Raw genomic sequence first — 25,805 nt, 5'->3', positions numbered from 1 at the left:
CGCCTCCGGTCCCGACGCTGATGACCATCAGCCAAGCCACGCCAGCAGTTCAGCCGTCACGGTCTCAGGCGCCTCCAGCGTCGAAAGATGGCCGCAGCCCGGCACCGTCACGAGCCGGGCATGGCTCCCAATGCCGGCGGCAATGTCCTGCGCTTCCGCCGGCGGTGTGATCACGTCCTCCTCGCCGACCAGCACCAGCGTCGGGACCGTGATCGCGGCGAGGCCCGGGCGCGAATCCGGGCGGCCCATGATGGCCCGCTGCTGGCGCACGAAGCCATCCGCGCCGATCCGTTCGGCCATCGCCCGCACCAGCAGCCGCAACGGCTCGTCGGTCAATCGCGCCGGTGCGACCAGCCTCTGCCAGAGCAGCGTGGTGACGTTGTCATAGGCGCCCTTTTCCGCCAGCGCGATCATCTGCTCGCGCGGGACGTTGGACTCGGGCGTCGCCGGCTTGGCGCTGGTATCGAGCAGGGCCAACCGCGTCACGCGCTGTGGCGCCTGCCTGAGCACCTCGAAGGCGGCATAGCCGCCCATCGAGAGCCCGCACAATGCAAAACGCTCCGGCGCGGATGCGAGCAGCCGCGCCACGAGCGCCGGGAGGCTCTCGTCGCGGTCGTGCTGCGCGACCATGATCGGCCGGCCGGGCGCGAGCGCGGGCCATTGCGGCCCATAGAGGCTGGCATCGCAACCCAGGCCCGGAATCAGGACAAGCGGTTCGGTCATCGGCAGGCGGGCTCCTCAAAGCGCTAGTTTATTGACTTTGCCCTACTTTTTCTGCATTGCACACGAGTCCGAAGGCGCGCTGGAAAGAGAAGTCGCGCCACCGTCGCGGTTGAGTAGGTCATCCCGCTACGCGTAACCGACCCTAAAGAAGCGCAACATTCGATGTCATTCGCCGAACTCGGCCTGAGTGAAAAGGTTCTGACAGCCGTCACGACCGCAGGCTACAACACCCCGACCCCGATCCAGGCACAGGCCATTCCGCATGTGCTCGCCCGCCGCGACGTCCTGGGCATCGCCCAGACCGGCACGGGCAAGACCGCCGCCTTCACCCTGCCGATGCTGACCATCCTGGAGAACGGCCGCGCCCGCGCCCGGATGCCGAGGACACTGATCCTCGAGCCGACGCGAGAGCTCGCAGCGCAGGTCGAGGAGAACTTCACCCGCTACGGCGTCAACCAGAAGCTCTCGGTGGCGCTGTTGATCGGCGGCGTCTCCTTCGGTGACCAGGACGCCAAGATCACGCGTGGCGTCGATGTGCTGATCGCTACGCCCGGCCGCCTGCTCGACCATGTCGAGCGCGGCAAGCTACTGCTCACCGGCGTCGAGCTGCTCGTCATCGACGAGGCCGACCGCATGCTGGACATGGGTTTCATCCCCGACATCGAGCGCGTCTGCAAACTCGTTCCGTTCACCCGGCAGACCCTGTTCTTCACCGCAACGATGCCGCCCGAGATCACGCGCATCAGCGAGCAGTTCCTGCACAATCCGGTGCGCGTCGAGGTTTCGCGTCCGGCGACCGCCGCGACCACCATCACGCAGCGGCTGATCGCCTCCAACGGCCAGGATTTCGAGAAGCGCGAGACGCTGCGCAACCTCATCAAGGGCGCCAAGGACCTGCAGAACGCGATCGTGTTCTGCAACCGCAAGCGCGATGTCGCGACACTGCACAAGTCGCTGCAGAACCACGGCTTCCCGGCCGTCTCCCTGCATGGCGACATGGACCAGTATGCCCGCATGGCCGCGCTCGAATCCTTCCGGACCGGCGAGAACCCGATCCTGGTCGCGAGCGATGTCGCGGCACGTGGCCTGGATATTCCCGCCGTCAGCCATGTCTTCAACTACGATGTCCCGACCCATGCCGAGGATTATGTCCACCGCATCGGCCGCACCGGCCGCGCCGGCCGCGAGGGCGCGTCCTTCACCATTGTCACGCGCCATGACGAGAAGCTCGTCGCCGCGATCGAGAAGCTGATGGGCCAGGCGATCTCCTGGGACGAGGGCCGCGGCCTCGATGCCCTGCCCCCCGGCGCACCGCGTGAGGAACGGTCCGGTGGCCGTGGTGGTCGCGGTGAAGAGCGTCGCGGGCGTGGCGGCGAGCGCGGGCGTGGACGCACCGAGCGCGGCCCGCGTGCCGAGCCCGAAACCGCTCCGCGCCCGATCCGGGTCGAGCGCCCTGCGACGGAGGAGGATGCCACGCCGCGCCGCCGTCGCGCCGCATCCGACGAGCCGACGCGCACCAAGATCCGCGGCGAGGCCGCCGCCCCGGTGGCTGCCGCTGCACCGGCTGCGCCTGCCTCCAGGCCCGAGCGCGCACCCCGTCCCGAGCGCGCGGCACCGCCTGAGCGCACAGCCGAGCCGCGCTCGGCCCGCCCCGAGCGCTCCTCGGAACCGCGCCGTCGCGACGATGATGACGGGCCCAAGGTCAAGGGCCTCGGCGATCATGTTCCGGCCTTCCTACTGCGTCCGGTTCGTGTCGGATAAGTTTCCCGCATCAACGGCATTTTAACTACCCTTGCGTAGGGTCATGTGGTGGACGCGACGAAGGTCGTGATCACGGACGGGCGCATGCCGCCGTTGAGACGGACAGGATGTCCCGCTTCGATTTTCAATCGAGGCTGTCATGGCTCAAGCCATGAGTCGGCTTCACGTCCGGATTGTCGAAGGCATGAGCGACCACGCGCCTCCCTCCCCGTCGGATGACCTCGCAGAGCGCGTGGTCTTGGCGATGCGCGAGCATGGCTCTCCAAGCTATCCGCGCGCTTTCGAGGTCTGGTACGCCCATCTCAGCGGAGAGATGCCGGCGGTCAGCATGGCCATGAGCGCGATCATCGCCTCCAGCGAGGGCAAGGTCGGCGCAGCCGACATCGACACGCTCTATGACCGCTTCATCGGCACGGAGCGCCTGGCACGCCATGCCGAGCGCACAAGCCTGCAGGTGCTGGGCGAGATCGATGGTCTGATGTCGCTGGTCGACAAGGCCCTGGATTCGAGCGAGCGCTACCATGGCCGGCTCTGCGCGATGTCGGAGGATGTCCCGCCCCCGGCCGATCGCCAGAAGCTGCGCGAATGGGTCGAGGCGCTGGTGATGTCGACGCGCGAGGAGGTGACGCGCAAGACCAAGCTCGAGGCTCAGCTGCGCGACAGCTCGAACGAAATCCGCAACCTGCGCGAGGCGCTCGAATCGACACGGGCCGAGGCCCTGACCGATCCGCTGACCGGCCTCGCCAACCGCCGCCATTTCGAGGAGATGCTGCAGAAGTCGATCGACCAGGCGACGCTGCGTCGCGAACCCTTCGCGCTGGTGATGGCGGATATCGATTTCTTCAAGCAGTTCAACGACGCCCATGGCCATCTGACGGGCGATCAGGTGCTGCGCCTCGTCGCGCGCACCATGAAGGACAAGTTCAAGGACAAGGCCGTGATCACGCGCTTCGGCGGCGAGGAATTCGCGATCATCCTGCCCGATGCCGACGTTATCGCCGGCAAGTTCGGCGCGGAGACGGTGCGCCAGGCGCTGCTGACGCGCGAACTCGTCAAGCGCTCGACCAATGAGAATCTCGGCCGCATCACGATCTCGCTCGGCGTCGCCAGCTATTCCCGTGGCGACACCGCCGCATCGCTGACCGACCGCGCCGATCAGGCGCTGATGCTGGCCAAGCGCAGCGGCCGCAATCGAACCGTCACCGAGGACGCGATCGAGGCAACGAGCCGCGTCGCCTGACCGCTGCTCGCTGACGCGATCGATCCGTTATTGGCAGCAGATCGGCTCAGTGCGCCGCGACAGCGGCCTCGGCGCGCGGCTTGATCTCGACGGATTCGCCGCAGCCGCAGGCCGAGACCTGGTTGGGGTTGTTGAACACGAAGGTCGAGGAGAAGCGGTCGGTCCTGAAATCGAGCTCCGTCCCGAGCAGGAACAGCACGGCCTTGGCGTCGACGATCACCGTGGCATCCTTCTCGGTGACGATCTCGTCGCCCTTTGCGGCAGCGCGCGCCACCTCGAAGGTGTACTCCATGCCAGCGCAGCCGCCCTTCTTGACGCCGACGCGCAGGCCAAGCGCCGGTTCGTCGCCGGCCGATTGCGCCATGATCTCTCGGATGCGGGCCGCCGCCGCGTCGGTGAGCGAAACGACCTTCAGGCCGGGTATCGAAAACATTCCACGTCCCTCCCCAGTCGGGTTCAAGGCCCGATGAAGCAAGATTGCAGGCAACTACATAAGGATTGCTGAGCGAAAGGTCGAGATGCCGGCGCGCAGACCGTCCTGTCGGCGCGACATATTGCATGGCAGGCGTGCTCATGCACTGTGGCGGCTCGCAAACCGACATCACCATCTGGCGACGAGATCTCATGGCCTATCGCACGCACCGTCCCGAAACGCTTTGCCGCCTCGCCCAGGACATGATCGTGAAGACCGGCTGGACCCAAGACGAGGCGCGCGAAACCGCCGAGCACCTGGTCCTGGCCAATCTCAGCGGCCATGACAGCCATGGCGTCGGCATGCTGCCGCTCTATTTCCAGTCGCTGGCGGACGGCAACCTGTCGCCGCGCTCGCAGCCGAAGACGCGGCTCGACGCGGCGCCCTTCCTAATCGTCGATGCGCAGGTCTCGCTCGGCCAACCCGCCGCGCGCAACGCGGTGGAGCAGGCGGCCGCCATGGCAAAGACAGGCGGCGTCGCGATCCTCAATCTGCTCGACGCCCATCATATCGGCCGCATCGGCCATTATGCGGAGGCCGCTGCCGCGCAGGGGCTGATCTCGACGTTCTGGGTCAATGTCGCGGGCCGACCGCCGATCGTCGCGCCCCATGCCGCGAAAGAGGCGCGCTTCGGTACCAATCCGCATGCGATCGGCATTCCGGTGCCCGGCGGCGATCCGATCATCCTCGACTTCGCCACGAGCCGCATGGCCCATGGCAAGGCCCGGGTCGCGCTGAACAAGGGTGAGCCGGTGCCGCCGGGCTATATCATCGACGGCGAGGGGCGGCCGACGACTGAGCCCCGGCACGTCTTCCAGCATGGGCTCGTCGGCGATGAGGCGCTCGGCGCGCTCCTGCCCTTCGGCGACCACAAGGGCGCGGGACTCTCGCTGATCGCCGAACTGCTGTCGGCCGGGCTGATGGGCGCGGCGCGCATCGACGAGAAGCCAGCGAAGAGCTGGATCATCAACTCGCTCTTCGGCGTGCTGATCGATCCGGCGCGGCTCGAGCCCGATGCCGAGCTCCGCAAGAGCCGGATCGAGAGCTATCTCGCCTTCGTCCGGGCAGCCAAGCCGCAGGACGAGGCCCATCCCGTCCTCGCTCCAGGCGACAAGGAGCGTGCAATGCGGATCGAGCGGGCTGCGAACGGCATTCCGCTCGACGACGAAACCTGGTCGCAGATCAAGGCGGCGGCGGCCGCCCATGGCATCGATGCCGAGAGCTACTGACGACGGGAGCGACCGACCCGCATGACGCTCGACGACTACAATGCGTTCTGCGCCAGCCTCCCCGCCACGCGCACAGTCGTGCAGTGGGGCGGCGCCCATGTCTGGAAGGTCGGCGACAAGGTCTTCGCGATCGCGCGGACCGATGACGGCGTCGGCCTCTCCGTCACCTTCAAGTGCTCCTGGGCAAGCTTCGACATTCTAAAGGAGCAGCCCGGCCTGCGCCCTGCCCCCTATCTCGCCTCGCGCGGCATGAGCTGGATCCAGCGGCTGACGGATGAGAGCATGCCGGACGATGCCCTGACGGACTATCTGCGCGAGAGCCACAGGCTGGTGGCGGCGGGGCTGACGAAACGGGTACGGGCGGAGCTGGGGCTCGACGCTCCAACCCGTTCCCGCCAGGCGTAACCGCATCCGCGCGTCGTCTCGGACAAGCCGCGCAGCGGCGCCGATCCGGGACCCATTCCGGAGCATCGATCGGAGAAGCTCCGGAATGGATCCCGGGTCTTCGCTGCACTGCGCCCGGGATGACCGCCGCCACCTCTCAGGGTGCCAGGTCAGTCTGCCGTCACAGCAGGGCCTCGCCGCGAAATACCGGCACGCAGGAGCCGCCGACGGTCGCGCGGATGCCGTCCTCGCCGCGCCGCGCGGTCAGGTGCAGCAGGCTCGGGCGCCCCATCTCGACGCCTTGAGTCAGCGTGAAGGCGGCGCTGTCGCCGCCGTCGAGCGACAGCAGGAGCGCGGCGACCGTGGCGCTGGCACTTCCCGTTGCAGGGTCCTCCCAGGTGCCGCCGATCGGCGCGAACATCCGCGCCCTGATCTTCGCGCCGTCGCGGGCATAGACGAACAGCGAGAAGCGTCCCTCCAGTTCGGGCGCCGCATCGCGGACGGCGCGGAAATGGCTGAGATCGGGCGTTGCACGGGACAGCGCCTCGCCCGTCACCTCCGCGAGGACGAAATGCACGCCGACGGAGGCGCGCACCGGCCGGTGGTTGGTCACGACGATGTCGGCGGGCGTCAGCCCCGTGCAGGCGGCAATCGCCCCGGCGGGCAGTTCGATACCCGTCGAGAGCGGCTGCGGCGCGGCGATGGTGGCGCCGGAGACCTCGCCGCCGGCATTCATGGCCACCTTGACCTCCACGAGGCCTGCGATCTCCTCGAAGCGCAGCACGCCGTCGCGGTCGCGGCCATGGCGCGCCAGCACGAAGGCGGTGCCGACATTGGGATGGCCGGCGAAGGGCATTTCATGCACGCGGGTGAAGATGCGCACGCGGGCCGTGTTGGCGGGATCGTCGGGCGGCAAGACGAAGGTCGTCTCGCTGTAGTTCATCTCTGCGGCGAGCGACTGCATCTCGCTGGTGCTCAGGCCGCGCGCATCGGTGAACACGGCAAGCTGGTTGCCGCCGAAACGCTCTTCCGTGAAGACATCGACGGTCTCATAGGCGTATGTGCGCATGACAGGCTCCCCGCCGCGCGCTGACGCGGCCCGGATGCCTTGATGCCATCGATCCGACGCCGGGGATAATCAAGCTCGCAGATGCGATCGATCATCGCCGCTGATCGACGGCGCGGAACGAACGGTGCGGCCTCCGGTTCTCCCGAGACGAACAGCGATCGGAGGAGAACATCATGACGGACCGTACCGGCGACACGAAGGACCATCCCGGCGCCAGCCCGGATTCAAGTCGAGCGGCGCAGCGCATCAAGCGGGATGCCGCGGGGCAATATGGCGAAGCGACGACCAGCCCGAACAAGGACGGACTGACCAGTGCCAATCCCGTGGTCCTGTCGGAGGATGGCGATGCCACGAGCGGCAACGGCCATGGCCGCGACAGGGACGGCTCGAAGACAGCGCAGGACTAGCGCCGCCTTCGGCGCTCACCACATGTCGAGCGCGACCCTCGCCTCGTCGGACATGCGCGACTGGTCCCAGGGCGGGTCGAAGGTCATGTTGACGGTCACCGAGGCGACGCCCTGGACCGTCGACACGGCGTTCTCGACCCAGCCCGGCATCTCGCCCGCCACGGGGCAGCCCGGCGCCGTCAGCGTCATGTCGATCGAGACCTGGCGGTCGTCGGCGATGTCGACCCTGTAGATCAGGCCGAGCTCGTAGATGTCGGAGGGGATCTCGGGATCATAGACCGTCTTCAGCGCCGCGACGATGTCGTCGGTCAACCTGTCGATCTCTTCCGGCGGCAGTCCGGCACCGGCGCCCATGGTCGGGGCATTCGGCTTGATCTCGTCTGCGATGGTGTCGGTCATGGCTTTGCAATCCTACTCAGGCGAACAGGCTCTCGGCCTTTTGCAGGGCTTCGACGAGACTATCGACCTCTTCCAGCGTGTTGTAGAGGCCAAACGAGGCCCGGCACGTCGATGTCACCCCATATCGTGCCAAAAGCGGCATGGCGCAATGGGTGCCGGCCCGCACCGCGACGCCGGCCCGGTCGATCACAGTGGCGACGTCATGCGCGTGGGCCCCCTTCATCTCGAAGGCGACGATGGCACCCTTGTCCCTGGCCTTCCCGAAGATGCGGATAGAGTTCATCGCGCCGAGGCGCTCCATCGCATAGGCGCCAAGACGCGCTTCATGCGCCGCGATGTTCTCAGCCCCCAGCGCCATCATGTAGTCGAGCGCTGCGCCCAGGCCGACAGCCTCGATGATGGCCGGCGTGCCGGCCTCGAAGCGATGCGGCGGATCGTTGTAGGTGACGGTATCCTCGGTCACGGTGACGATCATCTCGCCGCCGCCTTCATAGGGCGGCAGCTTCTCCAGCCATTCCTTGCGGCCCCAGAGAATGCCCGAGCCGGTCGGGCCATAGGTCTTGTGGCCGGTGAAGCAGTAGAAATCGCAGCCCAGCGCCTGCACGTCGACCGGCAGATGGACCGCGCCCTGGCTGCCGTCGACCACGAGCGGAATGCCGCGCGCCGTGCAGATCGCGGCGATCTCGGGGATCGGCAGGATGGTGCCGATCGCGTTCGACATATGGGTCAGCGACACGACTTTGGTGCGCGGGGTGATCAGCTTCTCGAATTCCTCGATGAGGAAGTTGCCGTCCTCATCCACACCAGCCCATTTGATCACGGCGCCGTGGCGCTCGCGCCAGTAATGCCAGGGCACGATGTTGGAGTGGTGCTCCAGGATCGAGAGGATGATCTCGTCGCCCTCGCCGATCTGCAGATGGCGGCCGAGCGAGGAGGCGACGGTGTTGAGCGAACCCGTCGAGGAGCGCGTGAAGACGATCTCCTCGAGATGCTTCGCGTTGAGGAAGCGGCGCGCGCTTTCGCGAGCGGCCTCATAGGCTTCGGTCGAGGCGTTGGCGAGGTAATGCAGGCCGCGATGGACGTTGGAATAGTCCTCGCGCATCAGCCGCGACATCGCCTCTATCACCACCTCCGGCTTCTGGGCTGAAGCCGCGTTGTCGAGATAGACGAGCGGTTTGCCGTAGACCTCGCGCGACAGGATCGGGAAATCCCGGCGGATTGCTTCGATGTCGTAGGGCTTCACCGGCGCGTTCATGGGCTCAAGCCTTTCCCGGCGAGGCAGGGGCCTTGTCTAAAGCTGCCTTGTCGGCGACCAATTCGCCGCCATGGCCCCAATCCTCGCGTTCGATCTCCTGGATCACGATATGGGTGTTCTGCGGGTTCTTGCCGAGCACGCGGACCAGCGTCTGCGTGAACTCCTTGACGATCTCGGCCTTCTGGGCCCGGGTCGCACCCTTGGTGATCTGCAGATTGACGTAGGGCATCAGATCGCACTCACCACGGAGGAGGCCTCGCGCAGGCTCAGCCAGGTCTCGATTTCGCCCATGACGAGATCGCGCAGCGCCTCGTCCTGGACGAACTCGACCGCCTCGCCGGCGAAGGCCTGAAGCACCAGCGCCTCGGCCTGCGGGCGCGGCAGGCCGCGCGCCATCAGGTAGAAGAGCTGCTCGCCATCGATCTGCGCCACGGTGGCGCCATGGCCGCAGACGACGTCGTCGGCGAAGATCTCGAGCTCGGGCTTGTTGAACATGGTCGCGCCGTCGTTCAGCAGCAGCGCATTGCTCTTCATGCTGCCATCGGTCTTCTGGGCATGCTGGCGGACGATCACCTTGCCCTGGAAGACACCGGTGCCCTCCCCGCCGATGATCGACTTGAACATCTCGCGGCTGGTGCCGTTGGGCACCTCATGGTCCATGACCAGCGTCACGTCGGAATGCTCGCTGCCGCCGAGCAGGTTGACGCCGCGCAGGCCGATCGAGCTGTGCTCGCCGGCATAGCGCACGAAATACTGCTGGCGCAGTGTGCCGGCGTTCAGGACCAGCGCAAAGGACTCGAAATTCGCCTGCGCACCGACCGTCGCGAGCAGGCTCTGGACCTGCACCGTCTCGGGCGCATGGCGGGTGACCATGCGCAGATGCTGGACGTCGCTCTCGTCGCCGGTCTCGAAGACGATGGCGCCGTTGATCTGCGAGGCGGCGGGACCGGCGCTTTCGCTGATTTCGACCACCGTCGCCTTGGCACTGGCTCCGGCCAGCACGACCGAGCGGTGGAAGATCGCGCGCTCATCCTCGCCGGAAGCCAGCGAGACGATGGCGATGGGGGCTGCCAGCTCGGTGCCGGCGGCGATCTCGATGAAGACGCCGTCGCGCATCAGCGCCGTGTTGAGCATCAGTCCGGCATCGGCGTCGGCGACGCCGGGGCCCGACAGCACGCGGGCGATGTCGTCGCGGCCGGCGACCAGCGCATCGGCGAGGCTGTGGACGGCGAGACCTTCCGGCAGTCCTTCCAGCGTGGAAAGCTCAGGCACGAAGACGCCGTCGACCAGCACGAGCCTGATGCCGTCGAGCGCCAGCGCGGCGAGCCGCGCGCGCACCGCGTCGCTGACCACGGCCGTGTCGGCAAGCGGGCGCGCCTCGCGCAGCAGCGAGCGCAGATCGGTATAGCGCCAGGTCTCCAGCCGGCGATGCGGCAGGCCCTTGGCCTCGAAGCCGGCGAAGGCGTCCTCGCGCAGCTTGCGCACGGGCAGCGCGCCCGGCAGTTCGGCCTTGGCGGCGGCGAACTGGGCGCTGAGCGCCTGTTCGGCGGCCGTCTTCAGCGGGGTGACGACGGACATCAGGCCGCCTCCCCATAGGCCGCATAGCCCGACTTCTCGAGTTCGAGCGCCAGCTCCTTGCCGCCGGTCTTCACGATCTTGCCCTTCGACATGACGTGGACGGTGTCGGGGATGATGTGGTCGAGCAGGCGCTGGTAATGGGTGATGACGAGGAAGCCGCGCTTGGCGTCGCGCAGCGCGTTGACGCCCTCGGACACGATGCGCAGCGCGTCGATGTCGAGGCCGGAATCGGTTTCGTCGAGGATGCACATCGACGGGGCGAGCAACGCCATCTGCAGGATTTCCATGCGCTTCTTCTCGCCGCCGGAGAAGCCGACATTGAGCGGCCGGCGCAGCATGGCCTTGTCGATGCTCAAGCGATCGGCGGCGCCGTTGACGGCCTTGATGAAGTCGGGCGTCAGCAGCTCGGCCTCGCCGCGGGCGCGGCGCTGGGCGTTCATCGCCGCCTTCAGGAAGGTCATGGTGGCGACGCCGGGGATCTCCAGCGGGTACTGGAAGGCGAGGAAGATGCCCGCAGCCGCGCGGGCATCGGCCTCCATCTCCAGCACGTTCTCGCCATCGAGCAGGATCTCGCCGTCGAGGACCTCATAGTCCTCCTTGCCGGCGATGACATAGCTCAGCGTCGACTTGCCGGAGCCGTTGGGGCCCATGATGGCCGCGACCTCGCCGTCGTTGACGGTGAGGTTGAGGCCGTTGAGGATCTGCTTGTCTTCGTCGGCGATCTTGACGACGAGGTTGCGAATTTCGAGCATTGGTCAGAGTTCCATTCTGCAGGAGATGGTCGGGTCAGGCCCGACCATGACGCACTGGGTCCCGGCGTCATGCCCGGGCTTGACCCGGGCATCTCGGAAACGATCGGGCGTCAGCCCACGGAGCCTTCAAGGGAAATGGTGATCAGCTTCTGCGCCTCGACGGCAAACTCCATCGGGAGCTGCTGCAGCACCTCCTTGACGAAGCCGTTGACGATCAGCGCCACCGCCTCCTCCTCGGAAAGGCCGCGCTGCTGGCAGTAGAACATCTGGTCCTCGCCGATCTTCGAGGTGGTCGCCTCGTGTTCGAAGACGGCGGTCGCGGTCTTGGCCTCGATATAGGGGATGGTGTGGGCGCCGCACTGGTCGCCGATCAGCAGCGAGTCGCAGTTCGTGAAGTTGCGCGCACCCGTCGCCTTGCGGTGGGCCGAGACCATGCCGCGATAGGTCGAGTCCGATTTGCCTGCCGCGATGCCCTTGGCGATGATCTTCGAGGTCGTGTTCTTGCCGAGATGGATCATCTTCGTGCCGGAATCGACCTGCTGGGCCCCGTTAGACACCGCGATCGAGTAGAACTCGCCGCGCGAGCCGTCGCCGCGCAGGATGCAGGACGGATACTTCCAGGTGATCGCCGAGCCGGTCTCGACCTGGGTCCAGGAGATCTTGGAGTTCTTGCCTCGGCAGTCGCCACGCTTGGTGACGAAATTGTAGATGCCGCCCTTGCCCTCGGCGTCGCCCGGATACCAGTTCTGGACGGTCGAGTACTTGATCTCGGCGTCGTCGAGCGCGATCAACTCGACCACCGCCGCATGGAGCTGGTTCTCATCGCGCTTGGGCGCCGTGCAGCCTTCGAGATAGCTGACATAGGAGCCCTCGTCGGCGATGATCAGCGTGCGCTCGAACTGGCCGGTGTTCTGCTCGTTGATGCGGAAATAGGTCGACAGCTCCATCGGGCAGCGCACGCCCTTGGGGATGTAGACGAAGGAGCCGTCGGTGAAGACGGCACAGTTCAGCGTCGCGAAATAATTGTCGGTCACCGGCACGACGGTGGCGAGGTACTTCCTGACCAGCTCGGGATGCTCGTGGATCGCGTCCGATATCGAGCAGAAGATCACGCCGGCCTGGGCCAGCTCCTTCTTGAAGGTCGTGACGACGGACACCGAGTCGAACACCGCATCGACCGCGACGCGGTTCTCGGGCGCGACGCCGGCGAGGACCTCCTGCTCGCTGAGCGGGATGCCGAGCTTCTTGTAGGCTTCCAGGATCGCCGGATCGACCTCGTCGAGCGATTGCGGCGCCGGGCCCTTGGGGGCGGCATAGTAGTAGATGTCCTGGTAGTTGATCGGTGGGTACTGCACGCGCGACCAGGCCGGCTCGGTCATCGTCTTCCAGCGACGGAAGGCGTCGAGCCGCCATTCCAGCATCCATTCCGGCTCGCTCTTGCGCGCGGAGATGTAGCGGACGGTGTCCTCGGTCAGGCCCTTGGCGGGCTTCTCGACCTCCAGCTCCGTGACAAAGCCGTATTTGTATTCGGTCACGTCGATCGACTTGACCTGATCGATGGTCTCCTGGACCGCTGCCATGTCTATTCTCCTGTCGCGGGTTCAAGGCCCGCCGGTTTGGTCTTCGTCGTGCGCAACGCGTCAGGCGGCAGCCCGGGCGTTCCGATCAGAGGTCGCAGCCAGCGCTTTCGCATAGGCGGCGAGAAAGAGGTCGATGTCGGCCTCGCAGGTGGTCCATCCGAGCGAGGCCCGCAAGGCCCCCGCGCTCATGGCAGGGTCTATAGCCATGGCGGCCAACACATGCGAGCGCTTGACCTTGCCCGAGGAGCAGGCCGACCCCGATGACAGCGCAACCCCGGCGAGATCGAGCTTGATCAGCGTCGTCTCGGCCGTGAGGCCCGGCGTCGCGAAGTTGCTGGTATTGGGCAGGCGCGGCGCGCCACGGCCGAAGATCGCCGTGTCCGGCGCCAAAGCGAGAAGTCCCGCTTCGAGCCGGTCGCGCAGGGTGGCGAGCCGCTCCGCTTCGGTCGCCAGCGCCGCCTGCGCGATCGCGGCGGCCGCGCCGAAGCCGACGATGCCCGGAAGGTTCTCCGTGCCGGCGCGCCAGCCGCGCTCCTGCCCGCCGCCGCGCATCGGCTTGTCGGCCAGTTCCAACGCTCCCGTGCGGAAGACGATCGCGCCGATGCCCTTGGGGCCGCCGATCTTGTGGGCGGACAAAGTGATGACGTCCGCGCCCAGCGCGCCAAAGTCGATCGCGATCTTGCCGGCAGCCTGGACGGCATCGCTGTGGACGAGCGCGCCGAAGCGCCTCGCCAGCGCAGCGACCTTGGCGATCGGCTGGATCACGCCGGTCTCGTTGTTGGCGAGATGCAGCGAGACGAGCGCGCGAGCGCCCGGATGCTCGACGGAGAGCCGCTCCAGCCGGGCGCCGAGCCAGGCGAGATCGGCAAGGCCGTTCGAATCGACGGGAATCGTCTCGGCAGCGCCGGCGGGGAAGCGATGGCCGTCGCTCACGCAAGCGTGCTCGGTCGCGCCATGCAGCAGCAGCGTGGCCGGCACGCGCACGCAGTCGCGCCCGCCATCGCAATTCATCAGGCCGGGCGAGAGCACGGTGGCGTTGGCCTCGGTGCCGCCGCTGGTGAAGACGACGTTGGAGGGCTTCGCGCCGACCAGGCCTGCGACCTGCTCGCGCGCCCGCTCGACTGCGGCGCGAGCCGCCCTGCCCTCGGCATGCACCGATGAGGGATTGCCGGGCATCATCAGTGCGCGCGCCATCGCCTGCGCCACCTCGGCACGAACCGGCGTGGTGGCGTTGTGGTCGAGATAGGCACGGGCCTGCGCGGTCACGATCGCGGATGCTCCAATACGGCTTCTTGCCTCATGCGGGGCGGCCGGCACGAAATGCTTGAATTCGCACCCCCGCACCGTGCTATAGCCGCCCGTCCGAACCGGTCTGGCCGGGGGCGACGGCAATGCCGAAATGGCGATCTGCGCGTCTGTTCCCGACTTGTTCACGGCCGTTAGAACCATTCTAAGCGCTTGATGTAGGGCGCGAGCGGCGGGGCCGTCAAGGGCGACTGGGCTATTGGGCGGCAATCCTGCCGTCTTTTGGCAGTCGCCGATGGCCTCGACCCAACAAAAAGGCGACAAGACGATGCCAGAGGTGATTTTCAACGGACCCGCCGGTCGGATCGAGGGGCGCTACCAGCCCGCCAAGAAGCGCGGCGCGCCGCTGGCGATCATCCTGCACCCGCACCCGCAGTTCGGCGGGACGATGAACAACCAGATCGTCTACAACCTGTTCTACACCTTCGTGAACCGGGGCTTCTCGGCGCTGCGCTTCAATTTCCGCGGCGTCGGCCGCAGCCAGGGCCATTTCGACCATGGCGCCGGCGAGCTTTCGGATGCCGCCGCCGCGCTCGACTGGATGCAGGCGCTCAACCCCGAGGCCAAGAGCTGCTGGATCACCGGCGTCTCCTTCGGCGCCTGGATCGGCATGCAGCTGCTGATGCGCCGTCCCGAGATAGAGGGCTTCATGTCGATCGCGGCGATGGCCAACCGCTACGATTTCTCCTTCCTGGCCCCCTGCCCCTCCTCGGGCCTGTTCGTGCACGGCTCGGAGGATCGCGTCGCCCCCGTCAAGGAGGTGATGGCCGTCATCGAGAAGGTGAAGACGCAGAAGGGCATCCAGATCGAGCATACGGTCGTGGAAGGTGCCAACCACTTCTTCGACGGCAAGGTCGATGTCCTGATGGAACAGGTCGGCGCCTATCTCGACCGCATGGTCGGTCCGGAGATCCTGAAATCCGAGCAGGAGCAGGTCTGACCCCCTGACGCGACCGCGTCATTCCGGACGAGCCGCGAAGCGGCGCTGATCCGGGATCCATCGGAGGGCACGGCTCTCTATGATGGATTCCGGCGCTCCGCTTCGCTACGGCCGGAATGACGGCACGGCCGACCAGCCCAGAATGACCCGAGCATTGCCATGACCACCTACAAGTCCGATTTCCTGCGCGTTCTCGACGAGCGCGGCCTCATCCATCAGGTCTCAGACCCAGCGGGCCTCGATGCGCTGTGCCTGCAGGGCACCCAGACGGCCTATGTCGGCTACGACGCCACGGCGACATCGATCCATATCGGCAACCTGATCTCGTTGACGATGCTCTACTGGTTCCAGGAGACCGGGCACCGGCCGATCACGCTGATGGGCGGCGGCACCTCGATGGTGGGCGACCCCTCCTTCCGCGACGACCAGCGCAAGCTGCTGACGGTCGAGGAGATCGCGACCAATATCGAGAGCATCAAGCGCGTCTTCGGCCGCATCCTGCGCTATGGCGACGGGCCGACCGACGCGATGATGGCCAACAATGCCGACTGGCTTTTGAAGCTGAACTATGTCGAGTTCCTGCGCGAGGTCGGCCGGCATTTCTCGGTCAACCGGATGCTGTCCTTCGACTCGGTGAAGCTCAGGCTCGACCGCGAGCAGTCGTTGTCCTTCCTCGAATTCAACTACATGATCATGCAAGGCTACGACTTCGTCGAGCTCAACCGGCGCCATGGCTGCCGGCTGCAGATGGGCGGCTCCGACCAGTGGGGCAACATCATCAACGGCGTCGATCTCTCGCACCGGATGGGCGGGCCGCAGCTCTATTGCGTGACGACACCGCTTTTGACGACAGCTTCGGGCGCCAAGATGGGCAAGACCGCCAATGGCGCGGTCTGGCTGAACGCCGACGTCTTCAGCCCCTATGATTTCTGGCAGTATTTCCGCAACACCGAGGATGCCGATGTCGGCCGCTTCCTCAAGGTGTTCACGCGCCTGCCGCTGGACGAGATCGCGAAGCTGGCCGCACTCGGCGGCTCGGAGATCAACGAGGCCAAGAAGATCCTGGCGACCGAGATCACCGCCATCGTCCATGGCCGCGAGGCGGCCGAGGCAGCGGCCGAGACCGCCCGCAAGACCTTCGAGCAGGGCGAGACGGCGAGCGATCTGCCGAGCGTGACGATCCCGCGCGGCGAGCTGGACCCGGGCATGGGCGTGCTGAACGCCTTCGTGAAGGCCGGGCTCGTGCCCTCGACCGGCGAGGCCCGCCGGCAGGTGAAGGCCGGCGGCCTGCGCGTGAACGACGCGGTGGTCGCCGACGAGCGCGCAACGCTCGGCCTGGCGGAGCTGAGCGCCGATGGCGTGATCAAGCTCTCCTTCGGCAAGAAGAAGCACGTCCTGCTGCGGCCGGAATAGTCGGCTCAGCCGGGCGGGCCTGTCAGCGCGGCAACACCTGCCCGGGCTGCACCGGCTTCTGCGCCGGGGCGCCCCCCAGGGGATCGACGAACCGGCGCAGGATGCCGGGCGCGATCGCCGACAGCGGGTTGATCGACATCGTCGGCGCGCTGGCCGCGCCGGAAATCCGGAAATTGACGGCAAACAGCCCGCCATACTGGCTGCCGCCGCCCAGGAGCGCCCCCACGACCGGCACCTGGGCGAAGGCGTTGTTGAAGGCATAGCCCGGCACGAAGGTGCCGCCGATATCGACGCGGTCGCGGCCGTAATCGACGTTGCCCTGAAGGGTGAATCCGACCTGCTGGCCCCAGATCACCATGTCGGAGACGTCGAGGCGGCTGGCCGAGCGCGTGAATTCCGCCCGGAGCTTGATGAAGGTCACTTCATTGACGTCGATCTGCACAGGCGGCGCGCTTCCGGCCCGGTCCCCCGAGAGCGCCTGGACCGATTGCTCGCCGACGACGCGCCGCAGTGCCGGTTCGTCGCGCACCACGAAGTTGCGGAACAGCAATTCGCCACTCTGGCGGGTATCGCCCGGGCCGATGGTCAAGACCAGATCGCCGCCATGGGCCCTGCGGTAGAGATCGACGAAGCGCAGCAGCGCGCCGCCATTCTCCGACTGGACCAGCATGCCGCCCGCGGCCTCGCCCTGTCGCGAGGTCTGCTTCACGGTGACGTCAGAACGTCCGATGCGGCCCTGGAAGGCGATGGCTCGCAAATCTCCGCCACGCTTCGAGAGCTTGAGCGTGGCATTGGTGATCGCCTCGTTGTTGAAGCCCGTCAGGATCGGCACATCGAGATCGACGTCGAGGTCACTGCCGCGTGCAGCCTTGTCGCCGCGTGCGGCGGTCGGTCCCGATGCGGTCTGGAGATCGCGAATGAAGGGCCGCACATCGGCGACAGCGCCGCGGATGGTGAGCTTCGTCAGATTGCCGTCGCGCTTGGCCTCGACCTTGAGATTATCGCCGGCAGAGAGTCTGAGCTGCGACAGGCTGGCGCTTTCGAAGGCGTTCTGGCGGTTGAGCTCAATCTTGCCGCGGATCAGGACCGGGTTGGAATCGAACGTGAAATCGGCGAGATCGGGCCCGTCGGAATCGGCGATGTAGTTGAACGTCGCTTTGGCTGCCCGCCCCACCGGCTTGCTCAACCCGGGGATCGCCCCGTCGAGCGACGCCTTGGCCAAATCGACCTCGACCCGCGGCGGCGAGTCGATGCCTTTGCCAAGCGCCTTGGCGACCTTGACCTGGACCGGGCCGTTGATACCGGCCTCAGGGCCGAGGCCACGTTTCTGCCGCGCCGCGTTGTCGAGCGTCAGCGACAGGGTCGCCTCGCCCTTGCCGCGCGGATCCTGCTTGATCTCGACCTGGGCGCGGTCGCCACCGACGCGGGCCTCGCCGCGCAGCGCAAGGCCGGTGCGATCGACATTGACCGTGAGATTGCCGCCATCGAGCTTCTCGGTACCCAGAAGCGTGTCGGAGGCGACGCCGGACAAGGTGCCGGCGCTGGTGACGACGATCTCGCCGGGGCGCGGATCGTCGACCAGTGCCAGCGTCACCACGCTCTTGAGGTCGCTGGTGCCGCGCAGGCTCGCCGGATCGATCGCGCCGGGCGAGAATTCCTTCAGCGCCGGGAAAGCGAACAGGGCCGCCAGCGCCTCCATCGAACCGGTGGTGCGGAAGCTCGTGCGGGCCTGGGCGCGCGGCATCCAGGTCTCGGGGATCTCGAACATGCCCTCGCTGAGCTGGAGCTGGCGTCCGCCGCCGAGATCGGCCGTGGCCTTCGTGATGGCGAGCTGAACCGTGCGCCCGCTCGCCTTTCCGGAGACGCTGGCGTCGACCAGGGGCGGCAGTCCAGGCGCCGGAAGGAAGCGGATCTGCGAGGCATCGACCACGACGGAAAGGGCTGCGTCGGGAATGCCCGCCCCCTGCAGCAGCCGGGCATGATCTTCCGCCGGCAGATCCATATCTACGCGCAAGGAGGACAGCCGGCCGCTGAGGAACTGGCGCGAGAGCGTCCGGTGTACGTCCGGCGAGGTCCATCGGGGCCAGAGCGCCAGCGCGGCGCGCGGGTCGGAATCCGTCGCCGTGATCGAGAAGCGCTGCAATGGCGAGGTGCCGACCTGCTGGACCAGCCCGCTGCCCTGTGCCCGGATCGCCGGCCCCTGCACGGACATCGACTCGATCAGCGCCTCGTTGATGCGTGGGTCGAAGCGCAGGTCGAGCTTGGCCGCATCGATCGCGACCGGAGGATCGGCATCGACGCCCGAGATCTGGCCCCTCGCCTCGAGGCTGGTGCGCCAGGCGCCGCCATCTGCGCGCAGTGTGCCGGCTGCCTTCAGCTGCGTCGCTGCGGCATTGAACTCCAGCGATTTTACGTCGATGGTCGAGAGGTCGCCGCTGCTGGCGATCTCGAGATGGGCTCCGTCCACGACCAGCGGGGGGATCGGGCCTTCCGGGAAACGAATGGTTCCCGGAAGCACGTCGATCCGGGCCGAGAACGACCTGCTGCCGTCGGGCGCCTGCCTGAGACTGGCCTTGCCGTGCACCGGCAGGCCATCGATGGAGAGGCCTCCGGAGCCGAGGGCGAGCGCCACGACCTCCGCCGGCTCGAAACGAACGATATCGATGTCGGCGCGCTGGGTGCCGTCGGCCTCGGCCGACAGGTCGATGGCGAGCTCTTTCCAGCGCTGGCCGCTGCGACCCTTGAGGGTCAACCGGGTGCCGCGTTCGCCGGTGCGCGTCAGCCGGATCTCGACATCCTCGAAACCCGCCCTCTGCCGGCCGGACGGATCGACCAGCGAAAGACGGGCGCCGTTCATGCCGGCGGTCTCCAGCGCGCCGAGCAGTCCGTCCCCTTTCGCCAGCGTCGAGACCGCCGCCATGATGCCGGTGAAAGCATCCCACTGCTCCACGTCGGGCAGCGTCGCTGGCGGCGATCGTTCCGCCGGGGCCGAATCGGCGTTGACGATCAAGGCGCCGTCCTTGTTCACGCCAAGGCGGACATTGACGCCGCGCAGATCGACCGAGGTCAGCCGGATGCTGCCGCGCAGCAGCGCCATCGGCTCATAGCCGAGAATCGCTTCCGGCGCCCGGATGGCGGCACCGCTCTTGTGGCGAAACGAGACCTGCCGGACGCGCAATTGCGAATGCCCATCGATCCGGCCGAGTTCGGCGGCTGCGGCCTCGACCGTCCAATCCGGCCCAAGACGCTCCTCGATCGCTCCTGCGATCCGCCCCTCCAGTCCCGAGAGCGGGACGAGGCCGGTGATCAGCAGCGTTGCAGCCGCGCCCGCCAGCGTCACGATGGCGACGACGACCGCGACGACAATCGTGACGAGACCCGCCTTTGCGCGCCGCTTGACCTCCGCGACATCGCAGGTCGCTTCCGCCGGCGTCGCGAGCGATGCCGTGGCGGCGTCCTGCCTGTTCGCGTCCTGGTCCAGCAAAGCCTTCTCGATCCTCTCGAGCGAATGATCCATTGCGGGATGGCGTCGCGTTGCGATCCCCATCGTCATCCGAGTTGGTGCCCGGATGTCCTGTCGATGCCGCGGCACAAAGCGATTCGGCAAGAAGCGGGGGTTTCCCGCTGCCTGGCCACACTCTATCACAGCCCAAGATGCCTAGCCGGCACATGCAGGGCGAAGGCGACGAAAGGAAGGCAGATCAATGGCTTTGCAGGATGGCGACCAGGCCCCGGATTTTCGTCTCGCACGCGATGGCGGCGGCACCGTGTCGCTGGCGGATTTCAAGGGGCGCAAGCTGGTGCTCTACGCCTATCCCAAGGACGATACGCCAGGCTGCACGCAGGAGGCCATCGCCTTCAATGGGTTGCGCCGCGATTTTGCCGCCGCGGACACGGATATCGTCGGTATTTCGCCTGATCCTGTGAAAAAACACGACAAGTTCAAGAGCAAGCACGGCCTCGACTTCCCGCTCGTCGCCGACGAGACGCAGGCCACGCTGCAGGCCTATGGCATCTGGGTCGAGAAGAGCATGTATGGCCGAACCTATATGGGCGTCGAGCGAACCACCTTCCTGATCGATCGCGACGGGCGCATCGCGCGGATCTGGCCCAAGGTGAAAGTCGCTGGTCATGCCGAGGAGGTTCTGGCGGCCGCGAAGGCGCTTTGACCGTTTTCGGCGCGCGATTTGCGAAAGATTAACCTTAACGGCCTCTGATAGCAGGATCGGCAGCGTAATTCCCGGTCCCGCGTACATGACTCATCTTGCCTCGACAGGTCCCGCCCTTCCGGTCTCCGGCCTTGTCACACACAAGACCTATACGATCAGACGCTCGACGGTGCTGGCGGGCCTCGCCTGGCTCGCGCTGACGACCGCCGGCAGCGGCGCCGCCGGCTGGTACGTCCTGAGCAAGGACGACCTCGCGGCGCGGCTGATCGCACGGGAGACCAGCCGCCAATACGCCTATGAAGACCGGATCGCCTCCCTGCGCGCCGATGTCGATCGCCTCGCCAGCCGCGCCTTGCTCGATCAGGACGGCGTCGAGGCCCGCGTCGATGAACTGGCGACACGCCAGGCCGAGCTGGAATCGCGGCAGTCGCTCGTCACGGCGCTGGCCGACACGCTGCAGGCCGGCGGCATCGTGAGCGCTCCCAAGGCGCCGTTGCGGCCGCGCATGATCAAGCCCGACGAACCGGTTCGGGCCTCGGGGGTGACCAGCTTCGCGCCGATCATGCCGACGAAGCCGACACCTGCGCCCGATTCGCCGGTGCTGCGCGGTGCGGACGTCAACCAGAATGCGCCCTGGCGCTCGGGCGAGGCCGTGGCCCAGCCGCCAGCGCAGCGTGTCGATGCGGCACTGACCCGCCTCGACCGCGCCATCGCCCACAGCTCGGGCGCCCAGATCGCCGCGCTGAAGGAGATGGACGAGGCGCTGGCCGGTTCGCTGAAGCGTCTGCGCGGCGCGCTGTCCGAGACCGGGCTCGACACCGACCGCCTCGCCGCCCAGAGCGGCATCGCCAAGGGTGTCGGAGGCCCGTTCGTGCCGTTCAAGATCGATGCGTCCACCGGCCCCTTCGAGGCGACGCTGAGCGCGCTGCAACCGCGAATCGCCTCGGTGATGCGGCTTCGCGGACTGGTCGAGCAACTGCCGCTGGCCAAGCCGATGACCGGCGATGTCGATTTCACCTCGAACTACGGCTATCGCGTCGACCCGTTCACGCGCAGCCCGGCGATGCATACCGGCGTCGATTTCCGTGCCGAGAGCGGGTCGCCGATCCGCGCCACAGCGCCGGGCAAGGTCGTCACGGCCGAGTATTCCGGCGGCTACGGCAACATGGTCGAGATCGAGCATGCCAACGGCATCACCACCCGCTATGCGCATATGTCGGCGATCCTGGCTTCGGTCGGCCAAAGCGTGACGACCGGCACGGTCGTCGGCCGCGTCGGCAGCACCGGGCGCTCGACCGGCCCGCATCTGCACTACGAGACCCGCATCAATGACGAGCCTGTCGACCCGACCCGCTTCCTGCGCGCTGGCGGCAAGCTCGCTGCTGCCAGCTGAGCCATCGCTCCAGGCCCGATTCCCCCGGGAAAACGCCAAGACGCCTTGCAAGCCGCCGCCTGCTTGCCTATCGCTCGCCGCAATGGGCAACCGAGCGGATTGAAGGCGTAACGACATGAGCAAGCCCGGCGCGAACGGACTGACCTATGCGCAGGCGGGTGTCGACATCGACGCCGGCAATGCGATGGTCGACCAGATCAAGCCGCTGGTGCGCGCGACGCGCCGGCCCGGCGCCGATGCCGAGATCGGCGGCTTCGGCGGCCTGTTCGACTTGAAGGCTGCCGGATTCAGCGACCCGATCCTGGTCGCGGCCAATGACGGCGTCGGCACCAAGGTCAAGATCGCCATCGAGAGCGGGTTGCATGCGACGATCGGCATCGACCTCGTGGCGATGTGCGTCAACGACCTGATCGTGCAGGGCGCGGAGCCGCTGCTGTTCCTCGACTATTACGCAACCGGCAAGCTCGATCCCAAGGTCGGCGTCGAGATCGTCCGCGGCATCGCCGATGGCTGCCGCCAGGCCGGCTGCGCGCTGATCGGCGGCGAGACCGCCGAGATGCCCGGGATGTATGCCGAGAAGGATTACGACCTCGCGGGCTTTGCCGTCGGAGCGGCCGAGCGCGGCGCGCTGCTGCCGCGTGCCGATCTTCAGCCCGGCGACGTCGTCTTCGGTCTGCCCTCGTCAGGCGTCCATTCCAACGGCTATTCGCTGGTCCGGCGCATCGTCGCGCTGAGCGGGCTCGGCTGGGACGCCCCTGCCCCCTTCGCCCCGGAGACCAGCCTGGCCGAAGCGCTGCTCGTGCCGACGCGGATCTACGTCAAGCCGCTGCTCCAGGCGATCAAGGCCACCGACGGCATCAAGGCGCTGGCGCATATCACCGGCGGCGGCTTTCCCGACAATATCCCGCGCGTGCTGCCCGATGGGCTCGGCGTGTCGCTCGATCTCACGGCCATTCCGGTCCCGCCCGTCTTCGGCTGGCTGGCGAAGGTCGGCGGCGTCGCCGAGCGCGAGATGCTGCGGACCTTCAACTGCGGCATCGGCATGATCGTCGCGGCCGAGGCCGCCAAGGCCGACGAGGTTGCAGCGGCGTTGACGGCGACCGGCGAGGCCCCCGTCAGGCTGGGCGAGATCGTGCGCGTCGGCGATGGCGAGGAGCAGGTCGCCTATCGCGGCAAGCTTTCGCTGTGAGCGCAGCGGCGCCTCGCCCGCGCGTCGGGATCCTGATCTCCGGGCGCGGCTCGAACATGGTCTCGCTGGCCGAGGCCGCCCGCGCCGACGGCTTTCCCGCTGAGGTCGCGCTGGTGCTCTCGAACGTGCCCGGCGCCGGCGGGCTCGACCGCGCGGAGGCGTTGGGCATCGCCACTGCGACGGTCGATCACCGCGCCTTCAAGGGCGATCGCGAGGCCTTCGAGCGCGCCATGGACGAGGTGCTGCGTCTCAACCAGATCGACCTCGTCGTGCTGGCGGGCTTCATGCGGATCATGACGCCCTGGTTCGTGCGGCGCTGGGAAGGCCGCATGATCAATATCCATCCCTCGCTGCTGCCCTTGTTCAAGGGCACCCATACGCACCGCCAGGCGCTCGAGGCCGGCGTTACGGAGCATGGCTGCAGCGTGCACTACGTCGTGCCGGAACTCGACGCCGGCCCGGTGATCAAGCAGGCGAAGGTCCCGGTTCTGCCCGGCGACGACGAGGACACGCTGGCCGCGCGCGTGCTCGTGCAGGAGCATCTGCTCTACCCGCTTGCGCTCGCCGACGTCGCCTCCGGGCGCGCCGCGCTCGTCGATGGGACCATCGTCAGGCGCTGAGCCTCCTCGCGCCGGTCACTGTCCTCCTTGCAGCGCGCCTCTTCCTCTTTCTGCCAGCGCCGGAAGAGATCGGCGCGGCGGGCCGGATAGCGCTCCTCGCGCGCGACGAGGTCAGTGATGCGGTCGGTACGGAAATGGCGGAAGGCCTGGCGCAGTTCGCACCAGGCGATAACGATGCGCACGCGATCATAGAAGGTCATGCTGATCGGCCAGATCATGCGCTGCGTGTCCTGCCCGCCCTCATCGCGATAGCGCATCTCGATCTTGCGCCCCTGGCGGATCGCGGCGCGCACGGCGGCGACATCGACCTGATCGACAGGAGCGTCGCGGCCATGGGCGGGCGCGAACAGGGCGCCGTCGAGCAGGATCGGCCGCAGATGGGTCGGCAGAACCGCCGCGATCTTGCTGACGACGTCCTCCGCCGCGCGCGCCAGCACGGGATCGGCGCGCTCGCCGAGCCAGCGCATGCCGACCAGCACGGCCTCGATCTCGTCGGGCGACAGCATGAGCGGCGGCAAGTCGAAACCGGCGTCCAGCACATAGCCGATGCCGGCCTCGCCGCGCACGGGCACGCCCTGCCGCACGAGCGCGGCGATGTCGCGATAGACCGTGCGGACCGAGACATCGAGTTCGGCCGACAGGGTCTCGGCCGTCACTGGCCGCCGGCGGCGGCGCAGGCTCTGGATCATGTCGAGCAATCGTTCGGCGCGCTGCATGTCGACGGTTCCCGCTTGGGCTTGAGCAATCGTAGAATGCCCTAGCGCTGCTGACAGGTTTTGTCAGTAGCGTGTCAGTAGCGTCGCGATCACGATGACGTGGAACTTCGGAGGGGACGATGATCACGTTGCACAGTTTCGGGCCGGCTTTCGGGCTGCCCGATCCGAGCCCGTTCTGCATCAAGGCAGAGCTTCTGCTGAAGCTGTCGGGCCTGCCCTATCAGCGCGTGACCGGCAATCTGCAACGCGCGCCGAAGCGCAAGCTGCCTGTCATCGTCGATGACGGCGTCACCGTCGCCGATTCCAGCTTCATCCGCTTTCACCTCGAAAGCCGGCACGGCATCGATTTCGACAAGGGCCTGAGCGCCGAGCGGCGGGGCACGCTCTGGGCGCTCGAGAAGATGCTGGAAGAGCAGGTCTACTGGATCGTGGTCGACGAGCGCTGGCTGGACGACGGCAATTTCGCGCGAGGCCCGGCGCAGTTCTTCAAGGCGGTGCCGGCGCCGCTGCGGCCGCTTATCTGCGCGATGATCCGGCGCAAGGTTCGGCGCAATCTCGACGGGCACGGCATCGGCCGGCACAGCCAGGCCGAGAAGATGGTGCTGGCTGGGCGCGCCCTCGACGCGATCGTCGGCATCCTCGGCGAACGCGACTATCTCGGCGGAGAGACGCCGGCCGGGGCCGACGCCGCGCTCGGCGCCTTCCTGATCGCGGGCTTGTGTCCGCTGTTCGATTCCCGCTTTCGGGAACTGGTGGAAGCGCGCCCGAGCCTCACCGCCTATGCGGCGCGCATCGGTGAGCGCTTCTTTCCCGCGGCGGCGGTCAGATCGGCCGCTTGAGCTTGCACTGGTCGATGAAGCCCAGACCCTTCTCGCGCGCCGAATCGTTGAAATAGCCGGTGTCGCGGAAGGCCTGAATCTCGTCCTTGGTCATCGCGGTCACCGTGCCCTTGGCGTAGCAGCTACACGGCGTGTGCACCGCCTCGCGCGTCGTCTTCAAAAGCTGAGACTGCGTATGAAGGCAGGCGTCGAAGGCGCGAAGCTGGATCATATAGGGCGTCAGGTTCTTGGCGGTCGGGTCGGGCGGCGGCAAGGCGCTCGTGCCGCTCGCCGCATAGGCCGAAAAGCCCGCCAGCACAGTCAATCCACCGGCCAGGAAGACCGCACCCATCCGCCGCATCATCATGATTTCGTTCGTCCTTCGAAAGCAGG

The 25,805-nt window shown here is 67.2% G+C and carries 25 protein-coding genes; 12 read left to right on the top strand and 13 right to left on the bottom strand.

The window, feature by feature from the left end; translation table 11 throughout:
- Positions 1-27: 27 nt before the first annotated feature.
- On the bottom strand, positions 28-723 hold the full coding sequence (locus AE618_RS04490; RefSeq protein ID WP_054207848.1) for an alpha/beta fold hydrolase: 696 nt from the start codon (positions 721-723) through the stop codon (positions 28-30).
- 162 nt (positions 724-885) lie between these two features.
- Between AE618_RS04490 and AE618_RS04485 the strand changes: the two genes are divergently transcribed.
- Together AE618_RS04485 and AE618_RS04480 are read left to right on the top strand one after the other, a co-directional pair.
- On the top strand, positions 886-2,484 hold the full coding sequence (locus AE618_RS04485; RefSeq protein WP_054207847.1) for a DEAD/DEAH box helicase: 1,599 nt from the start codon (positions 886-888) through the stop codon (positions 2,482-2,484).
- 184 nt (positions 2,485-2,668) lie between these two features.
- Positions 2,669-3,724, top strand: coding sequence for a GGDEF domain-containing protein (locus AE618_RS04480; protein ID WP_054207846.1), 1,056 nt, complete (start codon positions 2,669-2,671; stop codon positions 3,722-3,724).
- A gap of 46 nt (positions 3,725-3,770) precedes the next feature.
- On the opposite strand, the gene AE618_RS04475 is transcribed toward AE618_RS04480, so the two are convergent.
- Entirely contained in the window at positions 3,771-4,157 is a 387-nt protein-coding gene (locus AE618_RS04475) for a HesB/IscA family protein (RefSeq protein ID WP_054207845.1), read from the bottom strand.
- Between the two features lie 191 nt (positions 4,158-4,348).
- Here AE618_RS04475 and AE618_RS04470 point away from each other — a divergent pair, with 191 nt between their 5' ends.
- Together AE618_RS04470 and AE618_RS04465 are read left to right on the top strand one after the other, a co-directional pair.
- Positions 4,349-5,425, top strand: a complete 1,077-nt coding sequence (locus AE618_RS04470) for a malate/lactate/ureidoglycolate dehydrogenase (RefSeq protein WP_197280672.1) — start codon at positions 4,349-4,351, stop codon at positions 5,423-5,425.
- Positions 5,426-5,446: 21 nt separating this feature from the next.
- Positions 5,447-5,830, top strand: a complete 384-nt coding sequence (locus tag AE618_RS04465) for an MmcQ/YjbR family DNA-binding protein (RefSeq protein ID WP_054207843.1) — start codon at positions 5,447-5,449, stop codon at positions 5,828-5,830.
- A gap of 160 nt (positions 5,831-5,990) precedes the next feature.
- Here AE618_RS04465 and AE618_RS04460 read toward each other — a convergent pair whose 3' ends face one another.
- On the bottom strand, positions 5,991-6,878 hold the full coding sequence (locus tag AE618_RS04460; RefSeq protein ID WP_054207842.1) for a PhzF family phenazine biosynthesis protein: 888 nt from the start codon (positions 6,876-6,878) through the stop codon (positions 5,991-5,993).
- Between the two features lie 173 nt (positions 6,879-7,051).
- On the opposite strand from AE618_RS04460, the gene AE618_RS04455 reads away from it, so the two are divergent.
- Positions 7,052-7,285: a hypothetical protein gene (locus AE618_RS04455; protein WP_054207841.1), complete on the top strand. Its 234-nt coding sequence runs from the start codon at positions 7,052-7,054 to the stop codon at positions 7,283-7,285.
- Between the two features lie 15 nt (positions 7,286-7,300).
- Here AE618_RS04455 and AE618_RS04450 read toward each other — a convergent pair whose 3' ends face one another.
- The 7 genes from AE618_RS04450 to AE618_RS04420 form a co-directional block, all read right to left on the bottom strand.
- Positions 7,301-7,639 (bottom strand): SUF system Fe-S cluster assembly protein, encoded by a 339-nt coding sequence (locus AE618_RS04450; protein WP_248310759.1) that lies wholly within the window; start codon positions 7,637-7,639, stop codon positions 7,301-7,303.
- Between the two features lie 61 nt (positions 7,640-7,700).
- Positions 7,701-8,939, bottom strand: coding sequence for a cysteine desulfurase (locus AE618_RS04445; protein WP_054207839.1), 1,239 nt, complete (start codon positions 8,937-8,939; stop codon positions 7,701-7,703).
- A 4-nt stretch (positions 8,940-8,943) separates the two neighbouring features.
- Entirely contained in the window at positions 8,944-9,168 is a 225-nt protein-coding gene (locus AE618_RS04440; protein WP_054207838.1) for a tautomerase family protein, read from the bottom strand.
- Complete coding sequence (gene sufD / locus AE618_RS04435; protein WP_054207837.1) at positions 9,168-10,517, bottom strand: Fe-S cluster assembly protein SufD; 1,350 nt, start codon at positions 10,515-10,517, stop codon at positions 9,168-9,170. The genes AE618_RS04440 and sufD overlap by 1 nt, the downstream gene beginning before the upstream one ends.
- A complete protein-coding gene (gene sufC, locus AE618_RS04430; RefSeq protein WP_054207836.1) occupies positions 10,517-11,269 on the bottom strand; it encodes a Fe-S cluster assembly ATPase SufC in 753 nt (250 codons plus the stop codon). Before sufC ends, sufD begins: the two co-directional genes overlap by 1 nt.
- A gap of 110 nt (positions 11,270-11,379) precedes the next feature.
- Positions 11,380-12,849: a Fe-S cluster assembly protein SufB gene (gene sufB / locus AE618_RS04425; protein WP_054207835.1), complete on the bottom strand. Its 1,470-nt coding sequence runs from the start codon at positions 12,847-12,849 to the stop codon at positions 11,380-11,382.
- Between the two features lie 60 nt (positions 12,850-12,909).
- Positions 12,910-14,115: a cysteine desulfurase family protein gene (locus AE618_RS04420; protein WP_054207834.1), complete on the bottom strand. Its 1,206-nt coding sequence runs from the start codon at positions 14,113-14,115 to the stop codon at positions 12,910-12,912.
- A 307-nt stretch (positions 14,116-14,422) separates the two neighbouring features.
- Between AE618_RS04420 and AE618_RS04415 the strand changes: the two genes are divergently transcribed.
- Together AE618_RS04415 and tyrS are read left to right on the top strand one after the other, a co-directional pair.
- Complete coding sequence (locus AE618_RS04415) at positions 14,423-15,094, top strand: alpha/beta hydrolase (protein ID WP_054208004.1); 672 nt, start codon at positions 14,423-14,425, stop codon at positions 15,092-15,094.
- Positions 15,095-15,253: 159 nt separating this feature from the next.
- Positions 15,254-16,507, top strand: coding sequence for a tyrosine--tRNA ligase (gene tyrS / locus AE618_RS04410; protein WP_054207833.1), 1,254 nt, complete (start codon positions 15,254-15,256; stop codon positions 16,505-16,507).
- A gap of 22 nt (positions 16,508-16,529) precedes the next feature.
- On the opposite strand, the gene AE618_RS04405 is transcribed toward tyrS, so the two are convergent.
- Positions 16,530-20,024: a hypothetical protein gene (locus tag AE618_RS04405; protein WP_054207832.1), complete on the bottom strand. Its 3,495-nt coding sequence runs from the start codon at positions 20,022-20,024 to the stop codon at positions 16,530-16,532.
- Between the two features lie 187 nt (positions 20,025-20,211).
- Here AE618_RS04405 and AE618_RS04400 point away from each other — a divergent pair, with 187 nt between their 5' ends.
- The 4 genes from AE618_RS04400 (at position 20,212) to purN (ending at position 23,878) form a co-directional block, all read left to right on the top strand.
- Positions 20,212-20,676, top strand: coding sequence for a peroxiredoxin (locus AE618_RS04400; protein WP_054207831.1), 465 nt, complete (start codon positions 20,212-20,214; stop codon positions 20,674-20,676).
- A gap of 85 nt (positions 20,677-20,761) precedes the next feature.
- The gene (locus AE618_RS04395; RefSeq protein ID WP_054207830.1) at positions 20,762-22,069 is read left to right on the top strand and encodes a M23 family metallopeptidase; all 1,308 of its coding nucleotides are present in this window, start codon (positions 20,762-20,764) and stop codon (positions 22,067-22,069) included.
- 115 nt (positions 22,070-22,184) lie between these two features.
- Positions 22,185-23,258, top strand: a complete 1,074-nt coding sequence (gene purM / locus AE618_RS04390) for a phosphoribosylformylglycinamidine cyclo-ligase (protein ID WP_054207829.1) — start codon at positions 22,185-22,187, stop codon at positions 23,256-23,258.
- Positions 23,255-23,878, top strand: a complete 624-nt coding sequence (gene purN, locus AE618_RS04385) for a phosphoribosylglycinamide formyltransferase (RefSeq protein ID WP_054207828.1) — start codon at positions 23,255-23,257, stop codon at positions 23,876-23,878. The genes purM and purN overlap by 4 nt, the downstream gene beginning before the upstream one ends.
- Here purN and AE618_RS04380 read toward each other — a convergent pair.
- Complete coding sequence (locus tag AE618_RS04380) at positions 23,806-24,594, bottom strand: helix-turn-helix transcriptional regulator (RefSeq protein ID WP_082364987.1); 789 nt, start codon at positions 24,592-24,594, stop codon at positions 23,806-23,808. The genes purN and AE618_RS04380 overlap by 73 nt on opposite strands.
- Positions 24,595-24,713: 119 nt before the next feature.
- On the opposite strand from AE618_RS04380, the gene AE618_RS04375 reads away from it, so the two are divergent.
- The gene (locus AE618_RS04375) at positions 24,714-25,433 is read left to right on the top strand and encodes a glutathione S-transferase family protein (RefSeq protein ID WP_054207827.1); all 720 of its coding nucleotides are present in this window, start codon (positions 24,714-24,716) and stop codon (positions 25,431-25,433) included.
- Here the strand turns inward: AE618_RS04375 and AE618_RS04370 are convergent.
- A complete protein-coding gene (locus AE618_RS04370; RefSeq protein ID WP_054207826.1) occupies positions 25,417-25,779 on the bottom strand; it encodes a hypothetical protein in 363 nt (120 codons plus the stop codon). The genes AE618_RS04375 and AE618_RS04370 overlap by 17 nt on opposite strands.
- Positions 25,780-25,805 lie beyond the last annotated feature (26 nt).

This window comes from Allobosea vaviloviae, assembly GCF_001298265.1.
Taxonomy (GTDB): domain Bacteria; phylum Pseudomonadota; class Alphaproteobacteria; order Rhizobiales; family Beijerinckiaceae; genus Allobosea; species Allobosea vaviloviae_B.
The sequence above is the reverse complement of the archived record's forward strand: the minus strand, read 5'-3'. Positions and strand labels throughout refer to the sequence as shown.